We start from the raw sequence: 23,005 nt of genomic DNA on the forward strand, positions 1-23,005 counted from the left end.
AAGGGACCACTGTGCTGGACGTCAACAGACTGCGGATGCTCGTGGAGCTCTCGCGCCGCGGAACGCTGTCGGCAGTGGCCGACGCCCTCTCGTACAGCAAGGCCTCGGTGTCGCAGCAGCTGAGCGCCCTGGAGCGGGATGTGGGTGTGCCGCTGCTGCGACGCGTGGGGCGTGGAGTGCAGTTCACGCCCCAGGGGAACGTGCTCGTCGCCGAGGCCATCGGCATCCTCGATCAGCTCGAGCACGCCGAGGTCGCCGTGGCCGAATCGCTCACCGAGGTGACCGGGACCGTGGGCATCGCGGTGTTCCAGTCGACGGCGCACTCCCTGCTCCCGCGGGCTCTCGAGGCTCTCAAGGACCGACATCCGGCCCTGCGCGTCGAGGTCACCGAGTGCGATCCGGAGACCGGGCTGGTCGGGGTGTCCAGCCGCGACTTCGACCTGATCCTCGCCGAGCAGTACCCGGGGCACACCCGACCGATCCACGCCGACCTCGACCGGGTGATGCTCGCGCACGATGCGATCGCGCTCGCCCGACGGCCCGGAGCACCACGGCATGCGGATGCGCTCGCCGAGCTCTGGTCGACGCGCGAGGAGCCCTGGGTGCTCGAACCCGCCGGCACCGCCTCCCGCGCCTGGGCCGAGCAGCTCTGCCGCACCGCGGGGTTCGAGCCCGACGTGCGCTTCGAGATCGCCGACCTCACCGCGCACGTGCGGCTGATCCATGCCGGGCTCGCGGTCGGATTGCTGCCGGAGCTCGTCTGGGCGGGCGACACCCCGACCGTCGATCTGGCACCCCTCCCCCACGAACCGCGGCGCGAGATCTTCTCCTCGGCACGGCGGGTGTCGGCCGATGCCCCCTCGATCCGCGCGGTGCGCAGTGCGCTGGCCGACGCGGCGTCGCACAATCTCCCGGTCTGAATGCACGACCTCCCTGTCCGACCGGACGCCGTCCGGCGCCGACACGGAGGAATCCCCGGGAATATGCATGCACATGCATCTGTTGGCACCCGTGTACCCGGACGAAGGAGTCCGATCCCCTCCTTCCGAAAGGCACTTCTGTGAGCACTCCCGTCATCGACCGCACCGCACCGACCGAGCACCCCGTCCTCGACGTCCTCGCCGGCCGCTGGAGCCCCCGCGCCTTCGACGCGCAGAGCTCGATCGACGAGGCCAAGCTCGCCACCGCTCTCGAGGCCGCCCGCTGGACGCCGTCCGCCAACAACACGCAGCCCTGGCGCTTCATCGTCGCCCGTCGCGGCACCGCGCTGCACGCGCAGGTCGTCGACGCCCTGATGGGCTTCAACCAGGCCTGGGCGGGCAACGCGGCCGTGCTCGTCGTCGCGATCGCCGAGACGGCCACGGCCGACGGCACCCCGATCACGCATGCCCTCTACGACCTCGGCCAGGCGGTCGCGCACTTCTCGGTGCAGGCCCACCACGACGGCCTGGTCGTGCACCAGATGAGCGGCTTCGATCCCGAGGTCGTCCGCGAGTTCGCCGACCTCGAGGAGCGCTTCGTGCCCTTCACGGTCTTCGCCGTCGGCGAGTTCGGCGACATCGAGGCTCTGCCCGAGGTGCTGCAGGAGCGCGAGGTCGCTCCGCGCGTACGTCGCCCGATCGCCGAGACGGTCATCCTCAGCGCCTGACCTCCGCGCTCTCGACACCTCTGCACCGACGGGGCCTCCGGATTGTCCGGGGGCCCCGTTAGCGTGTGCGGATGGACCTCCTCCGCATCACCGGCGCGCGGACGAACAATCTCCGCGACGTCTCCGTCGACGTTCCCAAGAAGCTGCTGACCGTCTTCACCGGCGTCTCGGGTTCGGGCAAGTCGTCCCTCGTGCTCGACACGATCGCCGCCGAGGCGCAGCGACTCGTCAACGACTCCTATTCGACCTTCATCCGTGCCCGGCTGCCGCAGATGCCCGCACCCGACGTGCAGGCCATGGACGGGCTGACCTTCACGGTCCTGATCGACCAGCGCCGGTTCACGGGCAACGCGCGCTCGACCGTGGCGACCGCGACCGACCTGGCATCGCTGGTGCGCCTGGTCTTCTCACGCGTCGGCGAGCCCTCCGCCGGCTACTCCCCCGCCTACTCGTTCAACGACCCGTCCGGCATGTGCCCGACCTGCGAAGGCCTCGGCACGGTGTACGACATCGACATCGACGCGCTGATCGACCCCGAGAAGAACATCGACGAGGGACCGGTCCGGTTCAGCCTGTTCCGCCCCGGGGTGTACCGGTGGAAGCGCTTCGCGTACTGCGGACTGTTCGACCGCCAGAAGCCGCTCAAGGACTACACGGCCGAGGAGATGGACCAGTTCCTCTACGCCGACAAGCTCAAGCTCGACGACCCCGATCCGCGGTTCCCGCAGAGCGCCCGGTTCGACGGGGTGATCACGCGCATGCGCGATGTGTTCCTGAAGCAGCGCCCGGTGAAGATGTCGGCCTCGGTGCGCGAGGAGCTCGACCGGCTCGTGACACATCACACATGCCCGGACTGCCACGGTGCGCGGGTGAACGCGGCAGCGCGGGAGAGCCTGATCGACGGACGCTCGATCGTGGACTGGATGAAGATGCCGGTGTCCGACCTGCATGCTCTGCTCGACGAGTTCGACGATCCCCGCGTCGCCCCGGCCGTCGACGGTGTCCGCCACGTGCTCGATGCCCTGCTCTCGGTCGGCCTCGGCTATCTCACACTCGACCGCGAATCGGCCACGCTGTCCGGCGGCGAGGCTCAGCGCGTCAAGATCGTGCGCCACCTCGGCAGCGCCCTCACCGACGTCACCTACGTGTTCGACGAGCCCAGCACCGGATTGCACCCCGCCGACATCCAGCGGCTGGTCGCCCTGCTGCAGCGGCTGCGCGACGCCGGCAACACCATCCTCGTCGTCGAGCATCATCCGCAGGTGATCGCGGTCGCCGATCACGTCGTCGACCTCGGGCCGGGGGCGGGCTCCGCCGGCGGCATCGTGCAGTTCGAGGGCACCCCCGCAGCGCTCCGCGCCGCCGACACCCTCACGGGGCGTGTGCTCGCCGAGCCGCTGACGATCCGTGCGACGACGCGGACTCCCTCGGGCCGCGTCACCGTGCGGAATGCGCGCGCGCACAACCTCCGCGGGTTCGACGTCGACATCCCGCTCGGCGTGCTCACCGCCGTCACGGGGGTCGCGGGGTCGGGCAAGAGCTCCTTTGCGACCGCCGAGCTGCCGCGCCAGCACCCGGAGTTCACGGTCGTCGGGCAGGACCCGCTGCGGGGCGGAGCGCGGTCGACGACGCTGAGCATGCTGCGTATCGCCGATACCGTGCGCGAGGTGTTCGCGCACGCTTCAGGGCTCGATGCCTCCTGGTTCAGCTTCAACTCCCGTGGGGCGTGCCCCACCTGCCGCGGCCGTGGACACATCACGACCGAGCTCGCATTCCTCGACGACGTCTCCCTCCCGTGCGATGCCTGCGGAGGGCTGCGTTTCAATGAGACCGCGCTCGGCGTGCAGGTCGACGGCTCCTCGATCGCCGACGTGCTGGCGTCGACGCCGGCCGACGTCAGCGCGCTCTTCTCCGACCACCCGGACGTGGTCGACGCGCTGGACTGGGTGCAGCGCACCGGCCTGAGCTACATCCCGGTCGGACGCTCGCTCGACACCCTCTCCGGCGGCGAGAAGCAACGGCTGCTGCTGGCCCGGCACCTCAGCGAACCGCAACGCGATCGCGCCGACCGCATCATCCTCGACGAGCCGACCTCAGGACTGCATCCGACCGACGTCGACACCGTCAACGCCCTCTTCGACGATCTGCTCGACGAGGGGGCGACGCTGGTCGTGGTCGAGCACAATCTGCGCGTGGTCGCCCGCGCCGACCACGTCGTCGACATCGGTCCGGGTGCCGGTTCCGATGGCGGTCAGCTGATCTTCACCGGCACTCCGGCAGAGATCTCGGGCGACGACGACTCCCTCACCGGTCGGGCGCTCGCGGCAGCGTCTCGCCCGCATCCCTGAAGCAGGGCGCATCAGACAGCAGAGGGGCCCGTGGATCATCCACGGGCCCCTCTGCTGTGCCTCTCAGCTCAGCCTTTGAGCAGCTCAGCCCTCGAGCGGCTCAGTCCTCGAGCAGTTCGGCCTCGATCACGTCGTCTTCCTCCGGCTCGGGGTCGGGCGTCGTCGAGGTGAGCACGAGGCCCGCCCCGTCGGCGGCCACGTCGACCCGCACGGTGTCGCCGTCGTGCACGTTGCCCGAGAGCAGCGCGGTGGCGAGCTTGTTCTGCACCTCGCTCTGGATGAGGCGGCGCAGCGGTCGCGCACCGAACATGGGGTCGTACCCGCGCTCGGCGAGCCAGGCCCGCGCATCGGGGGTGACGGCGAGTGTGAGGCGACGGTCGCGCAGCCGGTCGTGCAGCTGGTCGACCGAGAGCTCCACGATCTGGGCGAGGTCGTCCTCGCTCAGGGCCGAGAACATCACGATGTCGTCGAGTCGGTTCAGGAATTCCGGACGGAATGCCTGCCGCACGAGGGCCATGACCTGATCGCGCTTCTCATCGGGTGCGAGCACCGGGTCGATGAGGATCGGCGATCCCAGGTTCGACGTGAGGATCAGGATCACATTCGAGAAGTCGACCGTGCGCCCCTGACCGTCGGTCAGGCGACCGTCGTCGAGCACCTGCAGCAGCACGTCGAACACCTCGGGGTGCGCCTTCTCGACCTCGTCGAGCAGGATCACGCTGTACGGGCGGCGTCGCACAGCCTCGGTCAGCTGACCACCCTGCTCGTATCCGATGTATCCGGGAGGGGCACCGACGAGTCGCGAGACCGAGTGCTTCTCGCCGTACTCCGACATGTCGATGCGCACCATGGCGTGCTCGTCGTCGAAGAGGAACTCGGCCAGCGCCTTGGCCAGCTCGGTCTTTCCGACACCGGTGGGGCCGAGGAACAGGAACGATCCGGTCGGCCGACCGGGGTCGCTGATACCCGCACGCGAACGGCGCACGGCATCCGATACGGCCTTCACGGCGTCCTTCTGACCGATCAGGCGCTTGCCGAGCTCCTGCTCCAGGTGCAGCAGCTTCTCGCTCTCGCCCTGCAGCAGACGCCCGACAGGGATACCCGTCCACGCGGCGATCACGGCGGCGATGTCCTCGTCGGTGACCTGTTCGTTGACCATGCGGGGTTCCGCCGGCGTCGCGGCCTCGGCCTGCTCGGCCTCGGCGATGTCGCGCTCCAGACGCTTGATGGTCTCGTACTCCAGCTTCGAGGCCTTCGTGTAGTCGGCGTTGCGCATGGCGAGGTCACGCTGGGTGATCGCGTCGTCGAGCTGCTTCTTCAGCTCACCGACCCGGTTCAGCCCCTGCCGCTCGCGCGCCCACCGGGCCTCGAGCTCGGCGAGCTGCTTCTCCATGCCGACGAGTTGCTCGCGCAGGGCACTCAGACGCTCCTTGGAGGCGGCGTCCTTCTCCCGCTTGAGCGCGAGCTCTTCGAGCTTCATGCGGTCGACCTGGCGCTTGAGCTGATCGATCTCGACCGGAGACGAGTCGATCTCCATCTTCAGCCGCGACATCGACTCGTCGATCAGGTCGATCGCCTTGTCGGGAAGCTGGCGCGCGGGAAGATAGCGGCTCGAGAGTGCGGCGGCGGCGACGAGGGCGCTGTCGGAGATCGTGACCCCGTGGTGGGCCTCGTAGCGACCTTTGAGTCCGCGGAGGATCGCGATCGTGTCCTCGACCGAGGGCTCTCCGACGTAGACCTGCTGGAAGCGGCGCTCGAGTGCGGCGTCCTTCTCGATGAACTCGCGATACTCGTTGAGAGTGGTCGCGCCGATCAGGCGCAGTTCACCGCGGGCCAGCATGGGCTTGAGCATGTTGGAGGCCGCGACCGACCCCTCGCCACCGCCGGCACCCATCAGCACGTGCAGCTCGTCGATGAACGTGATGACCTGTCCGTCGGACTCGGTGATCTCCTTGAGCACCTGCTTCAGCCGCTCCTCGAACTGCCCGCGGTACATGGCGCCGGCCACGAGGGCGGAGATGTCGAGGGTGACCAGCTCCTTGTCCTTGAGGGACTCGGCGACATCGCCCGCGACGATGCGCTGGGCGAGTCCTTCGACGACGGCGGTCTTGCCGACGCCCGGCTCACCGATCAGCACGGGGTTGTTCTTCGTGCGGCGGGTGAGCACCTGACTGACGCGACGGATCTCGCTGTCTCGTCCGATCACGGGGTCGAGCTTGCCCTCGCGGGCGCGGTCGGTCAGGTTGATGCCGAACTGCTCGAGGGCGGACTGCTGCTCTTGGTTCTGGTTGCCGGTCTGCGGGGTGGTCATGCGCTCCTCCTTGGAGATGCTCCTTCTGGTCGTCTCCCGCCTGCCGGATCGGGAGGCGGGATCAAAGTTGAGTTGTGTTGACTCAAGTTTAGCACTCGCCGAGATTCTCCTCCAGTCCGTTCCCCCGCCCGCCGTCGCCGATCCTGCGCTCAGCGCTCGCGCTCGACGGCATCCCAGATCGCCGCCGCGACGGCGCGCTTGGACCCCGATGCCACCCCGGCGTCGACACCACCCGGTCCGAGAATGTGCACCGCGTTCTCGGCGGACTCGAACCCGCGCTCCCAGCCGACCTCGTTCACCACCAGCAGGTCGACGCCCTTGCGCTGCTGCTTGCCGCGCGCGCGGGCGAGCAGTTCGGCTTCGTCCTCCGGGGTCTCCGCCGCGAAACCGACGACGAGCTGCCCCGGTCGGCGTGACGAGGCGAGCGCCGCGACGATGTCCTCGTTCTCGACCAGCTCGATGGCCGGTATCCCGCCGCCCTCCTTGGTGAGCTTGCGGTCCGACACCTCGACCGGGCGGTAGTCCGCGACCGCCGCGGCCATGACGACCACGTCGGCGTCGGCGGATTCCCGCTTCATCGCCGCGGAGAGCTCCGCCGCCGCGCCGACCGGCACGATGCGGATCGACGGATGCCGCACCTCGGCGAGCACATCGCCCGAGATGTTGGCCGAGACCAGGGTGACCTCGGCACCGCGCGCGGCGGCTTCGGCCGCGAGAGCCGCGCCCTGCCTGCCGCTGGAGCGGTTGCCCAGGAAGCGCACGGGGTCGATCGGCTCCCGCGTGCCGCCGGCCGACACCACGACCCGCACCCCGGCGAGGTCACCGGGGGCCAGCAGCGCCTGCGCCGCGGCGAAGATGTCCTCCGGCTCCGACATGCGGCCGGGTCCACTGTCACCGCCGGCGAGCTCTCCGTCGGCCGGGCCGACGATGTGGACGCCGCGCTCACGCAGCGTGGCGATGTTCGCCTGTGTCGCGCGATTCCGCCACATCTCCGCGTGCATCGCCGGAGCGAGCAGCACCGGGGCCTCGGTGGCGAGCAGCGTGGTGCCCAGCAGGTCGTCGGCGAGGCCCGCGGTGATCTTCGCGAGGGAGTTCGCGGTCGCGGGTGCCACGATCACCAGCTCGGCGGCTTGACCGAGAGCCACGTGCCGCACCTTCGCCACATCATCATGCACGCTCGTGGTGACCGGGTGCCGACTGATCGCCTCCCATGTGGGCAATCCCACGAAGCGCAACGCATCCTCGGTGGGCACCACGGTCACGTCGTGCCCACCCTTCGTGAGCAGGCGCACGAGGTGCACCGTCTTGTACGCGGCGATGCCGCCCGTGACTCCGACGACGATGTTCACGTCTCGATTCTGCCCCAGCATCCGCCGCCATGGGCCGACACCTCATCCCCGACCTAGACTGGGGTCCGTGTGCACGGTCGTGATCGATGTCGAGAATGCCGGATCCGCACGTCTTCTCGCGGTCCGCGATGAAGACCCGCTACGCGCATGGGACTCGCTCGGAGCCTGGTGGCCGGAGGACTACCCCGGCGTGGTCGGGATCCGCGATCGCCGCGCCGGTGGCGCCTGGCTCGCCGCGAACCCCGCCGAACGTCGGCTCGCCGTGCTGCTGAACCGCGCCGACGTGGGCGGCCTTCCCGATGCGCGCGCCGTCTCTCGTGGCGCTCTCGCGCTGGAATCGGTGAGGGGCCGCTCCCCCGTCGCCCCGCTGGCCATGCACGGCTTCAACCTGCTCGAGGTGCGCCCCGAGGGTGCACGGGTGCTGTCGTGGGACGGTGTCGAGCTGCGCGAGACGACCATCGATCCCGGCACGCACATGATCGCGCATGACGACCTCGACGACGCGACGACCCCGCGCATCGAGGCCTGGCTGCCGGAGTTCCGCGCCCTAGGACCGACGGCTGACAGCGACGACTGGACGACGGAGTGGACCGCGCTGCTCGCCTCCTCGACCGCGCTGCCCGCGGAGGATGACCGGGCGATCATCCGCGACAACCGTCCGCATGGCTACCCCACGCAGTCGCTGCTGTACTGCATCGCCACGGTGACCCCCGGCGGCGTCGAGGTGAACGACGTCACGCTCCCCTCGCCGGCCCACTGGACCGAGTAGCGGACCGCCGAGGAGCCGATACCCGCTCAGGCGGCGGGAACAGCCGACTCCTCGGCACAGGAGAACCGCGCGCGATAGGCCGTGGGGGTGAGGCCGAGCACCCGGGCGAAGTTCTGCCGCAGCACGGCCGCCGAGCCGAACCCGCATTCGTCGGCGATGTGCTCGAGCGGCAGGTCGGTGCGCTCCAGCATCCGCTGCGCATGGATGATGCGCTGACGCGCCAACCAGGCCGCGGGTGTCGCGCCGTACTCGGCCTTGAACCGACGGGCGAAGGTGCGCGGTGACATCAGGGCCTTTGCCGCCAGCTGATCGACGCCGAGGTCGTCACGCAGGTGCTCGACCGCCCAGTCGGCGACGGCCGCGAGCGAGTCGGTGGGAACCACGGGGATCGGGCGATCGATGAACTGCGCCTGCCCGCCGTCGCGCTGCGGCGGCACGACCATGCGGCGGGCGATGCGGTTGGTGAGCTCCGCTCCCACCTCCTGCCGCAGCAGGTGCAGGCACGCGTCGATCCCGGCGGCCGTGCCCGCGCTCGTGATGATCTTGCCGTCCTGCACGAACAGCACGTCGGGGTCGATGTCGATCTGCGGGTACATGTCGGCCATGACGTGGGCGTACATCCAGTGCGTGGTGGCGCGCCGACCATCGAGCACTCCTGCGGCGGCGAGGATGAACGACCCGCTGCACACGCTCATCACCCAGGCGTCGCGTGCCACCGCGTGACGGGCGAGGTCGAGCAGGAGCGGATCGATGTCGCCCCATCTCTCCCGAGGGAGCGGACAGAACACGACGAGGTCGGCGTCGTAGGCGAAGGTCAGATCGTGCTCGACGTTGACCGAGAAGCCGATCTTCGAGGTCACGACACCGGCGCGGGGAGCGACGATGCGGAAGTCGAAGTTCGGCACCCCGTCGTCGGCGCGGTCGAGGCCGAATGCCTCGCAGGCGACGCCGAACTCGAAGGGCGCGAACCCGTCCTGGATGACGCAGGCGACCGTCTTCATACTCACTCCTGTTGGCAGTTTTCCGACGTTCATAGTCTATTCTGCCACTCGTGGCTGTTCGACATCGAACGTAGCGTTTCTGCCATGGTACTCCTCATCGCACTCCTCCTCCTCGCTGCGTGGGCGACCGTCGCCACCGTCATCGAACTGCGCCGGGACGGCTACCGACGCACCCCCACCGATTGGACGCGCGTCGCCGGCCGCGACGTCGGCCACCAGGCCGAGTCCGGGCACGTCTATCGCTGATCGCCTGCCGCCGATCCTCGCAGCGGCGGCTACGCTCGTCGTCATGAGCGAGCCTCAGCAGCCTCCGGTCCCGACCGCGCATCTGCCCGCAACACCGCAGTATCCGGCCGCAGCGCAGTATCCAGCCGCGCCGCAGCGCTCGACCCCGCCGCCTCCGTCCCCGGCACCCGCGCCCGACGGCTCATCCCCCTCCTCGAAGTCTTCCTCGACGCCCTATCCACCGTCGTCTCCGCCCGCGTATCCGGCGTCCGCTCCCGGATGGCAGGCGTACGCACCGGGGCATCCCGCGTTCCCCGGCCAGGCGATACCCCCGGCGCAGGCCCGCACCGGCAACCCGCTCGCGGTCGCGGCGTTCGTGATCGCGGTGGCCACTCTCGCGGTCAACCTGTTCAGCTCCGTCGCCCGGCCGTTCGTCTACGGCGGTGATGGCGGATTCGCGTTCATGCTCGCGTTCGACAACGGCATCGGGATCCTCAGCTTCTTCGCCTACGTCGTCGCCCTCGTGCTGGGGTTGATCGCGGTGCGCCGGCCCACGAATCGGCTGCTCACGGGCATCGCCGTCGGCATCGCGGGGGCCGGTGCCATCGGGATCGCCGTCACCGGACTGACGATCGCCCTGTACCAGTACCTCTGAGACGGCACCTACCTCTGAGACGGCACCTACCTCTGAGACGGCGCCGGTTCAGCTGTCGGCGCGAACCCTCCGGTAGACCTCGACCATCGCCGCCGTGCGCGACGACTGCCGGAAGGCTTCGGCCACTTCGGGGAGCGGGGTGGGTGCGGTGCCCGCGGCGATATCGGATGCGGCCTGCCGCAGCGTCTCGGCGAGTGCTGCCGTGCGCTGGGCTTCGAGGTCTCGTCCGCTCGCCGACTCCTCGGCATCCGGAACGGCCCAGAGTCCGCCGCCGAGCTCCGCCGCGATGTCGGGGTCGCAGATCACCGACGGGGTTCCGAGCGTCGCCGCCTCGAACGGGGTCATGCCCTGGGTCTCGAAGCCGATCGACGTCTGCACGAGGGCATCGGCCGCGGCGATCCGCGCCAGCGTCTGCGGGTAGGTCAATCGGCCGGCGAATCGGATGCCCCCGCGCCCGCGCACGATCTTCTCTGCCGCGGAACGCTGCGCTCCGCCGCCGATGATCTCGAGATCCGCATCGATGCCGGAGGCGATGAACGCTTCCAGGAACGGGAGCAGTCGCTTCTCAGGGCTCATCCGGCCGAGCCACACGAAGCGCGGGCGTCCCGGCGTGCGGTCTGCGGGTCCGGCGGCGAGCGTCTGCGCGCGGAGGTCGTCGTCGATGCCGTTCCAGATCACGTCCACGTGCGGGAAGACATCGTGCTGTTCGAGGCGGCGGGCGAAGTGCGTCGAGGGCGCGGTGACGGCGGATGCTCCGGCGGCGAGTCCTCGCAGGAACGCCCAGCCGTCGGTGCCGGGCACGGGGACTCCGATGCCGCGCATCGCGATCCGGCGCCAGATGTTCAGCGCCGCCAGCACCGGCCCGTGCAGCGGGGTGACGGCGGCGATGCCGACGTCGACACGGTTGTGCATGGTGTGCACCACCGGGATGCCGTGGCGCTGCGCGTAACGGTGCCCGATGAACGCGCCCCAGAAGTCGGCCTGCACGTGCACCAGATCCACCGCGGGACGATGGGTCATGGCCGTGTCGAGGAAGCGGTCGCTCCCACGCCCCGGCCAGCTCATCGCGTACTCGCGATCCGTCGTGATCGGCATCGACGGCAGGTCGATGTACGCGCCGCCGTGCGAGCCGGATGAACGGCGCGACCCGTGCATCCTCGGGGCGACCACGGTGACGATGTGACCGGCACGCTCGAGGAACTCCCGCTGGAGCCGCATCGACACCTGCGCACCGCCGAGCGAGTCGAGGTGCTGGTCGCCGAAGAAGACGATGTGCATGCGTGCTACTCCGCCGCCGGCGCGTCACCGCGGCGTGATCGGATGGGGGTACCGTGCATGGGCGCTACTCCGGCAGCGGCTCGTCGCGATACAGCGCCTCGAAGGTGTCGAGGGTGCGGTTGATGTCGTGGATGGCGACGCCGTCGAGCGATGCCTGCTGCATCCGCTGGTATTCCGCGGGCTCCGCCGTGAGCACGTCGGTGAGGCGCGCGGCGAGCGCATCGACGTTCCCCGGCTCGAACAGGTATCCGTTCTCACCGTGGTGCACGAGGTGCGGAAGGGCGACGGCGTCCGCGGCGACGATCGGCAGAGCCGAGGCCATGGCCTCCATCGTCGCGATGGACTGCAGCTCGGCGATCGAGGCGATCACGAACAGGCTCGCGCGCGACAGCAGGGCGCGGAGCTCTTCATCGCTCGTCCGTCCGTGGAAGGTCACACGGTGGGCGAGTCCGAGCTGCGCGGTCAGGTGCTCCAGCTGCTTGCGCTGATCGCCGCCGCCCACGATGTCGAACGTCGTCTCCAGCGCCGGGTCGAGTTTCGTCATCGCCTTGAGGATGACCTCGACCTGCTTCTCGGCGGTGAGCCTGCCGACGAAGATGATCCGGTTCTCGTCGCGCGGGGCGATCACCGGCGTGTACTGCGTGCGGTCGATGCCGCAGCTGACCGGGATCACACCCTTCACCTCGACGGTCTTCTCGAGGAAGTCGGCGGCGCGACGGGTGGGAGTGGTGATCGCGCGGGTCATGTCGAAGGTGCGCTTCGCATCGGCCCAGGCGAACTTGAGGACCAGGTCGTCGATGAACTTCGGCATGGTCGTGTGGTCGAGGATGTTCTCGGCCATGACGTGGTTCGTGGCGATGACCGGTATCCCGCGCTCGTGCGCGATGTACGCGAGACCGCGGCCGATCACGATGTGCGACTGGATGTGCACGACGTCGGGCTGCACATGGTCGAGGACCTTGCGGGCGTAGTGCTTCGAGCGCCACGGCCACACGAAGCGCAGCCAGTCGTGCGGCGCCCAGCGCAACGACGGCAGACGGTGCAGCGTCATCGGCTCGCCCTCGATCACCTCGGTGTGCGGCTGCGCACGGCGATAGGCCTGGTTGGGGGCGACGACATGCACGTCGTGGCCGCGCTGCACGAGGCCGGCGGCGAGACGCTCGGCGAACCGGGCGGCGCCGTTGATGTCGGGCGCGAACGTGTCGCAGCCGATCACGATCTTCAATGGTCGGGGCGCGGGTTCGGCGGCGGGGCCGCTCGACGGATCGATCGGATCGTCGGAGGAGGTCACAGACATGCTGCCTTACGATGTGGCGGCCAAGGGAAAGCCCTGGTCGGGCGCTGGCCACTCTACCCGAGGGCCCTGTTCGCGCGGCCGAGGCGTACCGGGCATCCCTCAGGTGCAGCCGATACCGTGGAGCCATGCGACTGACTGCCGACGCCGATCCCCAGCTGTGGATTCCCGTGACGGACTCGCTCGGCTGGAAGGGCCGCCGCCACCGCAAGGCCGCGATCCGGATGCTGCTCGGTCAGGTCAATGCGGCCGTGGGGGCGACGGAGCGGCCGGGCTCGAAGTTCGGCGCGTGGGCGATGAGCCAGGCGGCGCCGATGCTCATGAAGCGGGCAGACGGACGCGTGCTGGTGTGGACGTGGAAGGCCGAGCCGGAGCTTGTCGTGGCGATGGCGACCGCACAGGTCCTGACGCCGGATGTGCGCATCGCGCGGGCCTCGATGCCGATGGACTACGACGACACGGAGTCGTTCCCCACCCGGCTCGGCGTGGGCGAGAAGCTGCTGGTACCGATGCCGCCGTCGCCGGCGTCGCCGCCGTTCGCGACGTACACCTGGGACACCGGGACCCACCTGGTGACCCTGACCGCGGTGTGCAGCGACAAGGAACGGTTCGGCACGCTGATCGGCGCGCTCGACGATCTGGCGCGCAGCCTCCGCATCGCGGACGACCTCACCGGCGGCGAATCGCCCGACGTGCTGCGCCTCGATCCGGCCTGAGCGCGGAAGCGGCTCGGTTCAAGACGATTCCGCCGGTGGTTGCCACAGCTCGATCGCGAGACCTTCGGGATCGTGGATGCGGGCGAACGTCCCGTACTCCTCGGTGTTCCACTCGTCTCGGCGCTCCACCGGGATGCCCTCGGATTCCAGCCTCACGGCGAGCTGTTCGATGTCGGTGACGCGCAGGTTCAGCATGAACTGCTGGTCGGCGGCGAAGTAGTCGCTGTCGGCGGGGAACGGCGCGAAGACGGTCATCCCCGCGTCCTGCTGCCAGGTGCCGGTGTGACCGGCGCTGATGCCGAGATGCTGCTGATACCACGTGGCCCGTGCCTCCGGATCCCTGCTGCGGAAGAAGAGGCCGCCGATCCCCGTCACGTCTGAAGTCATGCTCCCGTTCTAGCGCATCACTGCCACGTCGATGCTATGGAAACATTGCCGACGTGGGAAATGCATCGAGGAGACGGGAGCAGAGACAGCGGAGAGCCGTGTCTGGTGCGATTCGCCCCACGCAAAGCCGCGAGGCCATCATCGAAGGGCCTCGCTCGTCGCTTATCGTCGGGAGTGACCTCAGAGCTGAAGTCGTTCAGCCATGCGGACTGTGCCGAACGGTCAAGCCGTTGGTCCTGGGGCACGTCACGCCGAAGTGGGCAGCCCGCTGGGCGAAGAACGAAGGCGGGCTGCTCGGCGTCTACAACTCTCGCGGCGTCGTCACGAAACGACAGGACTTCATCAAGAGCTACCTGTTCTGCCGGGAGTGTGACCAGCGGTTGGGAGATGCCGAGCGCTACCTCTCCACCCTGACCAGCGGCACAACCCCAGCGCTCACATCCATCTCTGTCACGGCGTCGCCGTCCGACGGCGACGTCCTTTTGGCTGGTGTCGACACGACGCTTGTGAAGAGGGCGCTTGCGGGGATCGTCTTGAAGGCACATCTCTCACCAGCGACGCTCTACTCCCGAAACACGCTCTCACGCGGCGAGACCAATGAGCTGGTGAAGATGATCGTGTCCGACGTCTACCCTGCGAGCCGACTCGCCGTGGAGGGCTATCGGCTCGCCAACACGGTCATACCGGATGTCAACCCACGGGCACAGGCCAACATCGTCCAGTTCCGGGGATTCGGGGGTTGCCTCTCACATATCGTTCTGGCCGGGTGGCATTTCACGGCGTTCCTGGGACCTGCGGCGCGGTGGATCGAGGATACCGCACAGGTCCTGGGTGAATCCGCCGCCTGGCACCTCGGCATGGACACGTATTGGCGTACCGGCATGAATGAGTGGATCGATGAGAACGACGACACACTCTCGTCGGGAGACATGGTCCCCGATCGACCGATCGAGGATCAGGAAGATTGCCCGTGCGGTTCGGGCCTTCCATTCGCCGACTGCTGCTCAGGAATCTGGCTCCCGTCGGATACTTCATGGAAGCCCCCCGGTTAGAGACCATCTCGTCTCGCAGCGGATCGCCGGGGACGCCCGCGGCCGGACATGGTTCCGATCCAGCGAGCTCGACGGGGCTTTGATCGCGAGGGAGCGCCGCGAGCGAGGACCGCGCCGCCTGGCCCACGTCCACGTCCGCGCCTCTCTCATTCCAGCCCGCGCTCCGCGAGCCACTTCTTCGCGACGCGGGAGGGCGCCCGCGCCAGCCACGCATCGGTGATGATTTCCTCGATCCGGGCGCCGTCGACGGCGTCGAGACGCACGAGCAGTCCGGGGTAGCCCTCGAAGTGCGGGATCGTGAACAGGGCATCGGGTTCGGCGGCGAGCAGCGCCTCCTTCTCCTCGAGGTCGGCGACGCGCACCGCGAGCACCTCGCCGGAGGGCCACTCACGTCCGAGCTCCGCCAGCTGCCGCAGGTCGGTCGCGCTCGGGCCGCGGAGCCACGCGAACTGTCCGCTCTTCAGCCGCCAGGCAGCCTCACCCGTGTGACCGCTCACCGATTCCTCGGCTCCCGGGAGGGCGAGGGCGATCGCCCGCACGTCGTCGATGTTCGCCATCACGCCATCGTCCTCCCGGGCACCGGTCCCCACAACCGGCAGGCACGCGAGATCAGGCACGTGCGCGGACATTCCGCCTGATCCCGCGCTTCCGCCTGATCACACTTCACTCAGCGCGTGATGCGCATGGTCCGCACCTCGAACGGGCGCAGCCGCAGCTCGCCACCGATCCGCGCCTCGTCGATGTCGTCCTCGATCAGACTCACCTCGCGCACCTCTCGGTGCGCGAACCCGACCGACAGCTCACCGACCGCGCGACGGCCGAGCGCCTCGTACACACGCACGATCACATCACCCGAGCCGTCGTCCGCCAGCTTGACGGCCGACACGACGATCCCCTCGCCCTGTACGGAGACGAGCGGCTCGACCTCCCGCTCACCGCACACGATCGACGGGAGGGTGTTGATCCGGATGCCCTCGGCCGTGGCGATCGCGGCATCCGCACCGATCACGAAGCCGACCTCGATCTCGTGGACGCCGTGGTCGGTGTCGGGGTCGGGGAACCGCGGCGCCCGCAGCAGCGAGAGCCGCACCGTCGTGGTCACGGCATCGTCCGAGACCTCGCGCGACGTGTCGTAGCCGTAGATCGAGTCGTTCACGAGGGCGGCGCCGAAGTCCTGCTCGCGCACCAGCACGAAACGGTGCATCGACGTCTCGAACTTCGCGGCCTCCCAGCTGGTGTTGGTGTGCGTCACGCGCGACTGGAACCCGAACTGGGTCTCGGCCTCGGTGTGCGCGGCCTGGATGTCGAGCGGGAAGGCGAGCTTGAGCAGCTTCTCGGTCTCGTGCCAGTCGACCTCGTTGCGCAGCAGCACGGTGCGCGAATCCGGAGCCAGGAGCATCGTCTGAGTGATCGTCGACTCCGAGAACGCACGGACGACCACGATCTGCGCGACGCCGTTCACGACCGAGGCCTCGATCGACGAGACCCCGGTGAGGTCGTCGACGCTGTTGCGGTAGTACCGATCGATGTCCCACGCGTCCCACATGTTCGGGAAGTCCTGGTGCAGCTGGAACAGGTTCGCGGCCTTACCCGGCGCGACGGCGTCACGCCCGGAGGCCTTGTCGACCGCCGAGACGATGAGTCCCTCGGCCGAGACGAGCACCGACACGAGCTCGTTCTCCAGGCGCCAGCCGCCGTCCTCTTCCGTGAGCGACACCGGTGCTGCCGTGGGCTCGGCGACGAACGCCGCCCCGAGCGCGCGGCCGCCCTTCGTGGCATACCCGACGGACGTCGGCTCGAAGCGCAGTGCGCGATCACCGTCGCCGGCGAGCGAGCGGCGGGCGGCATCGGCGATGTCGCGCGCGTCCGACAGCACATCCGACAGCACCGCGACGGCCTCGCGGTGCACCCACGCGATCGAGGTGCCGGGCAGGATGTCGTGGAACTCGTGCAGCAGCACGGCCTGCCACAACCGGTCGAACTCGGCCTGCGGGTAGTCGGCGCCGGTGCGCACGGCATCGGTCGCGGCCCACAGCTCGGCCTCGATCAGCGCGTGCTCGGCCCAACGGTGCAGCGCTTTCGTGGCGTGCTGGCTGGTGAGCGTGCCGCGGTGCAGCTCGAGGTACAGTTCGCCGACCCACACGGCCGGATTCGGCAGCTCCGCCTTCGCCGCGTCGAAGAAGACGTCCGGGTGCTCCCACACCACCTGCGCACTGCCCTCGAGGTCGCGCAGGCGCTCGGCCTTGCCTGTCATCTCCCGGGTGGTGCCACCGCCGCCGTCGCCCCAGCCGACCGGAGCGATCGACCGCGAGCTGAGGCGGTTCTCCTTGAACTGGCGCGACGCCTTCGCGACCTCCATGCCGCTCAGCTGCGAGTTGTACGTGTCCATGGATGGGAAGTGCGTGAACACCTGCGAGCCGTCGATGCCCTCCCAGAGGAACGAGTGGTGCGGGAAGACGTTCTGCTGGTTCCACGAGATCTTCTGCGTGAAGAACCACTCGAAACCGGCACGGCGCATCAGCTGCGGCAGGGCGGGCGAGTAGCCGAAGCTGTCCGGCAGCCAGACCCCCTTCGAGCGGATGCCGAACTCGCGCTCGAAGAACCGCTGCCCGTGCGAGAACTGCCGCACGAGCGATTCGCCGGTCGGCATCACGGTGTCCGACTCGACCCACATGCCGCCCAGCGGCAGGAATCGCCCGGAGGCGACAGCGGCCTTGACCCGCTCCCACACCTCGGGGCGGTGCTCCTTGATCCAGGCGTACTGCTGCGCGCTGGACATGCCGTACTGGAACTCGGGCTGCTCGTCGATGAGCGTCGTCATCGACGAGGTCGTGCGTGCGACCTTTCGGATCGTCTCGCGCACCGGCCACAGCCAGGCCGAGTCGATGTGCGCGTGCCCGACGGCCGAGATGCGGTGCGCACTCGCCTCGGCCCGAGCGGCCAGCACCTCGGCGAGGCGGGCGCGGGCGTCGGGAGCGGTCTGCACGATGTGCTGCAGATCGAGCACGTCGAGGGCATCGTCCATGGCCTGCAGGATGCGCATGCGGCGGGGCGACGTCGCCGGCAGCTCGGCCTGCAGCTCGAACAGCACCTCGAGGTCGAGGGACAGGTCGAAGACCTCCTGCTCGAACACGGCAAGGTCCATCCGCCGCGCGCGGTAGAGCGGCTCCTTCGAGGAGGTGAGGATGTCGCCCTCCTGCGTGGGCAGGAAGGGGTGGTAGTCGAGGAGCACCGGGTTGGACGCAGCCTCGAGGTACAGCTCGACGGGCTCATCTCCCGCAGCCGTCTCGGCGATCGGAACCCACTGGTTGCGCGGATTGATGCTCTTCACGGGAATCGGGTCGCCGTCCGCGCCACCCGGGCGATAGGCCAGGGCCTCGCATTGGAAACCGGTCATGTTCACGTCGAAGCCGAGGTCGATGAGAGCTTCGACACGCCGCCCCGCCCATTCGGACGGCACCCGACCGGTGAGCTTGAACCAGGTGGTGCCCCACGCGGGACCCCAGGGAGCGCCGACAGCGCCGGGCGCGTAGTCGAGGGCGAGTCCCTCCGCGGGCGCGATCGGCTCGCCGGGCAGCTCATGGATCTCGACGTCCAACGGCACGGAGGCCGAGTGGATCGCCGGGCGGATGCGCTCTTCGAGTACGCGCTTGACGCGGCCGACGGTGAGCGAGGTGTCGTCATGCATGGGTGGATCTCCGGGCTCGAAGGTGGGTGGTGGCGGTCGTGTGGCTGGTGGCGGTCGTGTGGCTGGTGGATGCGGTCGTGGTGACGGCAGTCGGGACACCAATCGCCGCATCGATCGCGCAGAAGTCGTCGTGCGAGAGCGAGCTCCCTCCGTTCCAGGCGCGCTCGGCCATGGCGCGAAGTGGTCGACGGATGCCGTCTGCGACCTCGACCGGCGTCTGCGCTGCGGCATCGTCCGACCAGACCGAGAACGACGCTCCGAGGAGCCGCTGCGGATAGGGCGGCCGGATCTCCTGCCGCGCCCCGCCAGGAAGAGACGGAAACAGCCCGGGATGCCAGTCGGCTTCCCAGATGCGCTCGCTCGTCGGGTAGAGGTAGCCCGCCTTCTCTCCGAGGACGTAGTAGAACAGCGCATCGTGGAAGTTCACCAGCGGATTGCCGGCTTCGATGCCCACCCCGAGGGACGGCATCTGCGCATGCCAGTTCGTCCACCAGGTCAGCACGATGTCGTGATCGAGGACGACTTCTCCACTACGCAGCATCCCGTCGTTCCAGACCCGGGGGGCGAGCCCCTTCGCACGGAGATGCACGGCGATCTCGTTCACGAAACCCGTCAGCAGGTCGAAACCCGTGCCGGATGGCCCATGCCGCTCTCGTGCCGCTTCTGCGAGCGCGGGGTACTCGTCGATGCGGGCGAAGTCGACGAACTCGTCTCCGCCGAGGTGCCAGTTCGTGCTGTGCGGGAACACGGCGGCGACGTCGTCGATCAGCGCCGACGCGAAGTCGATGGACTCGGCACGGGTGATGTCGAGCGCGTGGTCGGTGCACGGTCCGCCAGCTGCCGGCAGCCGATGCTCCGGGTGCACGGAGAGGGCGTGGCGGAGGTGCCCTGGCATGTCGAGCGAGGGCACGAGGTCGATGTGCAGGTCAGCGGCCGCGTCCGCCACGGCCGCTGCCTCCGCGCGGGTGACGTGCGCGGAGGAGACGATCTCGGGGAAGGCTGTCGACCCGATGCGGAAACCCTCGTTGTCGGAGACGTGCCACTGGAACGTCGTGATCCCGACGTCGGCGAGCGCGTGCAGCAGTGCGATGATCCACGAGGCAGGAAAGTAGCGGCGGGCGGCGTCGAGGTGGAAGCCCCGTTCCGCCACCACAGGGACCGATGACACCCGCCCCTTCGGCACCCGCCCCTGCGCGCGCAGGTTGTGCAGCAGCTGTCGCGTCGCCCGGAACGCTCCGGCGGCTCCGGCCGCCCGCACGTCGATGTCGGCGTCGACGTCGATCTCGAACGACTCGCTGTCGCCGGCCGTGTCGCCGGCGCCGTCGGCGTCCCCGCGCCGCAGCCGAATCACCGCGGCCTCGCCGCTCGGGATGCCGAGGGCTGCGAGCTCGCCCGACAGCCGTTCCGCCTCCCGCGCGTACGCGGGCTCCTCAGCGATGACCCGTACGGATGACGGGCGCCAGACCCCGACCCTGAGCGCGACGGTCGTCGGCTGCGGGATCGCCAGCCATCGCGCGATCTCCTCGCCTCTTGCCGACTGCGGACGAGTGCCCACCTCGGCGAGCGACGTGTCGTCATGCATGGGTGGATCTCCGGGCTCGACGGTGAGGGCTGATTCGGGTCTGCTGGTGATGCGCTGCGACTGATGCTATCTGGTGTACTAAAGCGATCTAGTCGAAGAGTCTAAGGCACGTCGGCGCTTCTTTCCCGAGGCTAAACCGATCAAGTAGGGTGAGGGACTATGAGCCCGGCGAAACGCGTGACGATCGCCGATATCGCGCGCATGGCGGGGGTCTCCCCCGGTGCGGTGTCGTTCGCGCTGAACGGCCGCCCCGGCGTGAGCGACGAGACCAGGCATCGCATCCTCACGATCGTCGAGGAGAACGGCTGGCAGCCGAGCTCCGCGGCGCGGGCCCTCGTCGGGGCCCGCGCGAACACGGTCGGATTCGCCCTCGCCCGCCCCGCCCGCTCCCTCGGCTCCGAGGCCTTCTTCACCGACCTGATCGCGGGCATCGAGTCGCGGCTGTCGGAGAGCAAGGTGAGCCTGCAGCTGCGACTGGTCGCCGACATCGCGGAGGAGATGGAGGTGCACCGCCAGTGGCGCTCCTCCAACCAGGTCGACGGCTTCATCTTCATCGACCCCCGCGACGACGACCCGCGCATCGGACGCATCGAGGCGCTCGACGCGCGCGCCGTCATGATCGGGTCCGAGCCCTCCCCCGAAGGCTCGGTGCCGAGCGTCTGGATCGGCGACGACACGGTCGCCGAGACCCTCTTCTCCTACCTCGCCGCCCTCGGCCACGCCCGCATCGCCTACGTGGCCGGTCCGGCCGAACTCGAGCACACGCGACTGCGCGCCGAAGTGCTCGAGCGCATGACCGTCGACGGCCTCGAGGGCGAGGTCATCACGACCGACTTCTCTCCCGCCCGCGCCTCTGCCGTGACGCGGGCGCTGCTGTCGGGACGGCAGCGACCGACGGCGATCGTCTACGACAACGACGTGATGGCCGTCGCCGGCCTGCGCGTCGCGCAGGAGATGGGACGCGCGGTTCCGCGCGACGTCTCGCTCGCCTCCTTCGACGACTCGGTGATCGCCGGTCTGATCAACCCCTCGATCACGGCGATGACGCGCGACACCTTCGAGCTCGGCGAACGCGCCGCCACTCTCCTGCTGCAGCAGATCGAGGCGGGAGCCAACCTGCCCAGCGTCGAGGGTCCGACACCCGTGCTCACCGCGCGCGAGAGCACGGCCCCGCCCTCCCGCCTCGGGTGAGCCGCCCTCAGCTCGGAACGACGGTGTTGACCGATCCGTAGGGGTCGACGACATCGGCCGATGCATCGGGACGGATGAGTCGGCGGATCCCCCGCGCATCGAGCGCAGTGGGATCGAGCGCGTCACGGGACGTGATCAGTGCGGGATCGAGGCCGGCGGCACACGCGTCGACCCAGGCCTGGAACACCGCTCCGCCGGGGCTCAGCGCCGCCCGGCTCACGGGAACCTCGCGCTCGTCGACGTCCACGACGATCGCGGTGTCTCTCGCGGGCGCCGCGACCCGTTGCCGCAGCTCGGGGATGATCTCGGCGAGCCGGCGGCCGATGGGCTTCGCCGCACCGTCCTGACCGATCAGACCGAGGGTGTACTCCAACTCGGGGAAGTCGCCGAGGTCACGGCTCACGTCATGCGAGCACCACCACGTGATGCCCCACAGATTCTCGGTGCGCACGGCGGAGCGCACCGTCGCCTCCAGGAAATCCGGCATCTCGTCATCGGCGAGGCAGTTCGAGGGCGCCCCGACCTCCTGCAGCCATACGACGCGGTCGGGGTCGGTCGCGAAGGCGCGGGAGAGCTCGATCAGGTACTCGGCATGGCGATCGGAAGCGACGGAACGGCCACCGTAGCGCTGCGCGGTGCCGTTGAAGATCCAGGAGTGGATCGTGGTCATCGCCCCCAGCCGCGAGGCATGCGCCGGGGTGAAGCCATGGCCGTCCATGTACCAGACGGCGTCGTACTCGCTGTGGACGTGCGGGAGCCCGGGGGCCGCGGTCTCCGCCGCCTGCAGCAGGGCCGAGATCCAGCCGCCGGCCTCGTCCTGCGTGACCGGCCAGGGAGAGGGATGCGTGTGCGCGGAGAACTGGTTCGTCTCGTTGCCGAGCGTCAGCCCGAGGAAGTTCGGAGCGTCGCGCAGACCCCGGGCGAGCCGGTCGACGAGCGCGACCTGGCCTTCGAGCGCCCGCGGATCGGTGAACATGTTCTTGTCGTGCCACGTGTACAGCCACGACGGCACGAAGTCGAAGCTCGACAGGTGCCCCTGGACAACGTCGATACTGGCGTCCATGCCGAACTCGCCGGCGATGTCGACGACGGCGCGCACATCGTCGATCGCCTTCTCGCGGATGAGAGTGCGGTTCGGCTGCAGCACGGTCCACAGCGGGAAGACGCGGACATGGTCGAGGCCGAGCTCGGCGAGGGCCGAGAAGTCGCGGCGCACGTCGTCGGGGGTGAAGTCGAGCCAGGAGTGCATCCAGTTCTTCGACGGCGTGTAGTTCGCCCCGAACCTCAGAGGAGCATCGAGGGCGCCGCGCTGCGTCATGTGTCAGGCCTTTCGGACATGCCCTTCGGCGAGGGCGGATTTCGCACCACTATAACGCTTGAGAAACAGGTGATCCACCCTGCGATGCCGGTCACCGGTATTCCGTCGTCGGACCGTCTTGACAGGGAGGGGATCGGATGGTTTCATCTGCTAAAGCGTTGTAGTCCACGGTGTGCGCAGGCCGCTGATCCGG

At 69.1% G+C, this 23,005-nt stretch carries 19 protein-coding genes; 9 read left to right on the forward strand and 10 right to left on the reverse strand.

Features of this window, described 5'->3' with window-relative positions; genetic code table 11:
- Window positions 1–11 precede the first annotated feature (11 nt).
- From MicroSTF_RS10120 to MicroSTF_RS10130, 3 genes are all read left to right on the forward strand, one after another.
- Window positions 12–920, forward strand: a complete 909-nt coding sequence (locus MicroSTF_RS10120) for a LysR family transcriptional regulator (protein ID WP_021201735.1) — start codon at window positions 12–14, stop codon at window positions 918–920.
- A 140-nt stretch (window positions 921–1,060) separates the two neighbouring features.
- Window positions 1,061–1,648, forward strand: a complete 588-nt coding sequence (locus tag MicroSTF_RS10125; protein WP_021201734.1) for a nitroreductase family protein — start codon at window positions 1,061–1,063, stop codon at window positions 1,646–1,648.
- 71 nt (window positions 1,649–1,719) lie between these two features.
- Entirely contained in the window at window positions 1,720–3,996 is a 2,277-nt protein-coding gene (locus tag MicroSTF_RS10130; protein ID WP_322955329.1) for an excinuclease ABC subunit UvrA, read from the forward strand.
- Between the two features lie 100 nt (window positions 3,997–4,096).
- On the opposite strand, the gene MicroSTF_RS10135 is transcribed toward MicroSTF_RS10130, so the two are convergent.
- Window positions 4,097–6,307: an ATP-dependent Clp protease ATP-binding subunit gene (locus tag MicroSTF_RS10135; protein ID WP_021201732.1), complete on the reverse strand. Its 2,211-nt coding sequence runs from the start codon at window positions 6,305–6,307 to the stop codon at window positions 4,097–4,099.
- 149 nt (window positions 6,308–6,456) lie between these two features.
- The gene (coaBC, locus tag MicroSTF_RS10140; protein WP_322955333.1) at window positions 6,457–7,656 is read right to left on the reverse strand and encodes a bifunctional phosphopantothenoylcysteine decarboxylase/phosphopantothenate--cysteine ligase CoaBC; all 1,200 of its coding nucleotides are present in this window, start codon (window positions 7,654–7,656) and stop codon (window positions 6,457–6,459) included.
- 67 nt (window positions 7,657–7,723) lie between these two features.
- Between coaBC and MicroSTF_RS10145 the strand changes: the two genes are divergently transcribed.
- Complete coding sequence (locus MicroSTF_RS10145; protein WP_021201730.1) at window positions 7,724–8,425, forward strand: NRDE family protein; 702 nt, start codon at window positions 7,724–7,726, stop codon at window positions 8,423–8,425.
- Window positions 8,426–8,451: 26 nt separating this feature from the next.
- On the opposite strand, the gene MicroSTF_RS10150 is transcribed toward MicroSTF_RS10145, so the two are convergent.
- A complete protein-coding gene (locus MicroSTF_RS10150) occupies window positions 8,452–9,426 on the reverse strand; it encodes a GlxA family transcriptional regulator (protein WP_029264752.1) in 975 nt (324 codons plus the stop codon).
- Between the two features lie 84 nt (window positions 9,427–9,510).
- Between MicroSTF_RS10150 and MicroSTF_RS10155 the strand changes: the two genes are divergently transcribed.
- Complete coding sequence (locus tag MicroSTF_RS10155) at window positions 9,511–9,672, forward strand: hypothetical protein (RefSeq protein WP_021201728.1); 162 nt, start codon at window positions 9,511–9,513, stop codon at window positions 9,670–9,672.
- A gap of 43 nt (window positions 9,673–9,715) precedes the next feature.
- The gene (locus MicroSTF_RS10160; RefSeq protein WP_322955338.1) at window positions 9,716–10,306 is read left to right on the forward strand and encodes a hypothetical protein; all 591 of its coding nucleotides are present in this window, start codon (window positions 9,716–9,718) and stop codon (window positions 10,304–10,306) included.
- Window positions 10,307–10,354: 48 nt separating this feature from the next.
- On the opposite strand, the gene MicroSTF_RS10165 is transcribed toward MicroSTF_RS10160, so the two are convergent.
- Both MicroSTF_RS10165 and MicroSTF_RS10170 read right to left on the reverse strand, forming a co-directional pair.
- Window positions 10,355–11,584, reverse strand: coding sequence for a glycosyltransferase (locus MicroSTF_RS10165; RefSeq protein WP_322955340.1), 1,230 nt, complete (start codon window positions 11,582–11,584; stop codon window positions 10,355–10,357).
- Between the two features lie 64 nt (window positions 11,585–11,648).
- Window positions 11,649–12,881, reverse strand: a complete 1,233-nt coding sequence (locus MicroSTF_RS10170; protein ID WP_322955342.1) for a glycosyltransferase — start codon at window positions 12,879–12,881, stop codon at window positions 11,649–11,651.
- A 125-nt stretch (window positions 12,882–13,006) separates the two neighbouring features.
- On the opposite strand from MicroSTF_RS10170, the gene MicroSTF_RS10175 reads away from it, so the two are divergent.
- The gene (locus MicroSTF_RS10175) at window positions 13,007–13,594 is read left to right on the forward strand and encodes a hypothetical protein (RefSeq protein ID WP_029259326.1); all 588 of its coding nucleotides are present in this window, start codon (window positions 13,007–13,009) and stop codon (window positions 13,592–13,594) included.
- 18 nt (window positions 13,595–13,612) lie between these two features.
- Here MicroSTF_RS10175 and MicroSTF_RS10180 read toward each other — a convergent pair whose 3' ends face one another.
- Window positions 13,613–13,981: a VOC family protein gene (locus tag MicroSTF_RS10180; RefSeq protein WP_029259327.1), complete on the reverse strand. Its 369-nt coding sequence runs from the start codon at window positions 13,979–13,981 to the stop codon at window positions 13,613–13,615.
- 53 nt (window positions 13,982–14,034) lie between these two features.
- Here MicroSTF_RS10180 and MicroSTF_RS10185 point away from each other — a divergent pair, with 53 nt between their 5' ends.
- On the forward strand, window positions 14,035–15,033 hold the full coding sequence (locus tag MicroSTF_RS10185) for an SEC-C domain-containing protein (RefSeq protein ID WP_322955343.1): 999 nt from the start codon (window positions 14,035–14,037) through the stop codon (window positions 15,031–15,033).
- A 146-nt stretch (window positions 15,034–15,179) separates the two neighbouring features.
- Here the strand turns inward: MicroSTF_RS10185 and MicroSTF_RS10190 are convergent, their stop codons facing one another.
- The 3 genes from MicroSTF_RS10190 to MicroSTF_RS10200 form a co-directional block, all read right to left on the reverse strand.
- Window positions 15,180–15,590: an MmcQ/YjbR family DNA-binding protein gene (locus MicroSTF_RS10190; RefSeq protein ID WP_322955345.1), complete on the reverse strand. Its 411-nt coding sequence runs from the start codon at window positions 15,588–15,590 to the stop codon at window positions 15,180–15,182.
- A gap of 110 nt (window positions 15,591–15,700) precedes the next feature.
- Window positions 15,701–18,721 (reverse strand): alpha-mannosidase, encoded by a 3,021-nt coding sequence (locus tag MicroSTF_RS10195; protein ID WP_322955347.1) that lies wholly within the window; start codon window positions 18,719–18,721, stop codon window positions 15,701–15,703.
- Window positions 18,714–20,303, reverse strand: coding sequence for a family 20 glycosylhydrolase (locus MicroSTF_RS10200; protein ID WP_322955349.1), 1,590 nt, complete (start codon window positions 20,301–20,303; stop codon window positions 18,714–18,716). Before MicroSTF_RS10200 ends, MicroSTF_RS10195 begins: the two co-directional genes overlap by 8 nt.
- 159 nt (window positions 20,304–20,462) lie before the next feature.
- Between MicroSTF_RS10200 and MicroSTF_RS10205 the strand changes: the two genes are divergently transcribed.
- Entirely contained in the window at window positions 20,463–21,494 is a 1,032-nt protein-coding gene (locus MicroSTF_RS10205; protein ID WP_021201719.1) for a LacI family DNA-binding transcriptional regulator, read from the forward strand.
- A gap of 7 nt (window positions 21,495–21,501) precedes the next feature.
- Here the strand turns inward: MicroSTF_RS10205 and MicroSTF_RS10210 are convergent, their stop codons facing one another.
- Entirely contained in the window at window positions 21,502–22,812 is a 1,311-nt protein-coding gene (locus tag MicroSTF_RS10210; protein WP_167255274.1) for a glycoside hydrolase 5 family protein, read from the reverse strand.
- Between the last annotated feature and the right edge of the window lie 193 nt (window positions 22,813–23,005).

The organism is Microbacterium sp. STF-2, assembly GCF_034650155.1.
In the GTDB taxonomy this organism is placed as follows: Bacteria; Actinomycetota; Actinomycetes; order Actinomycetales; family Microbacteriaceae; genus Microbacterium; species Microbacterium maritypicum_A.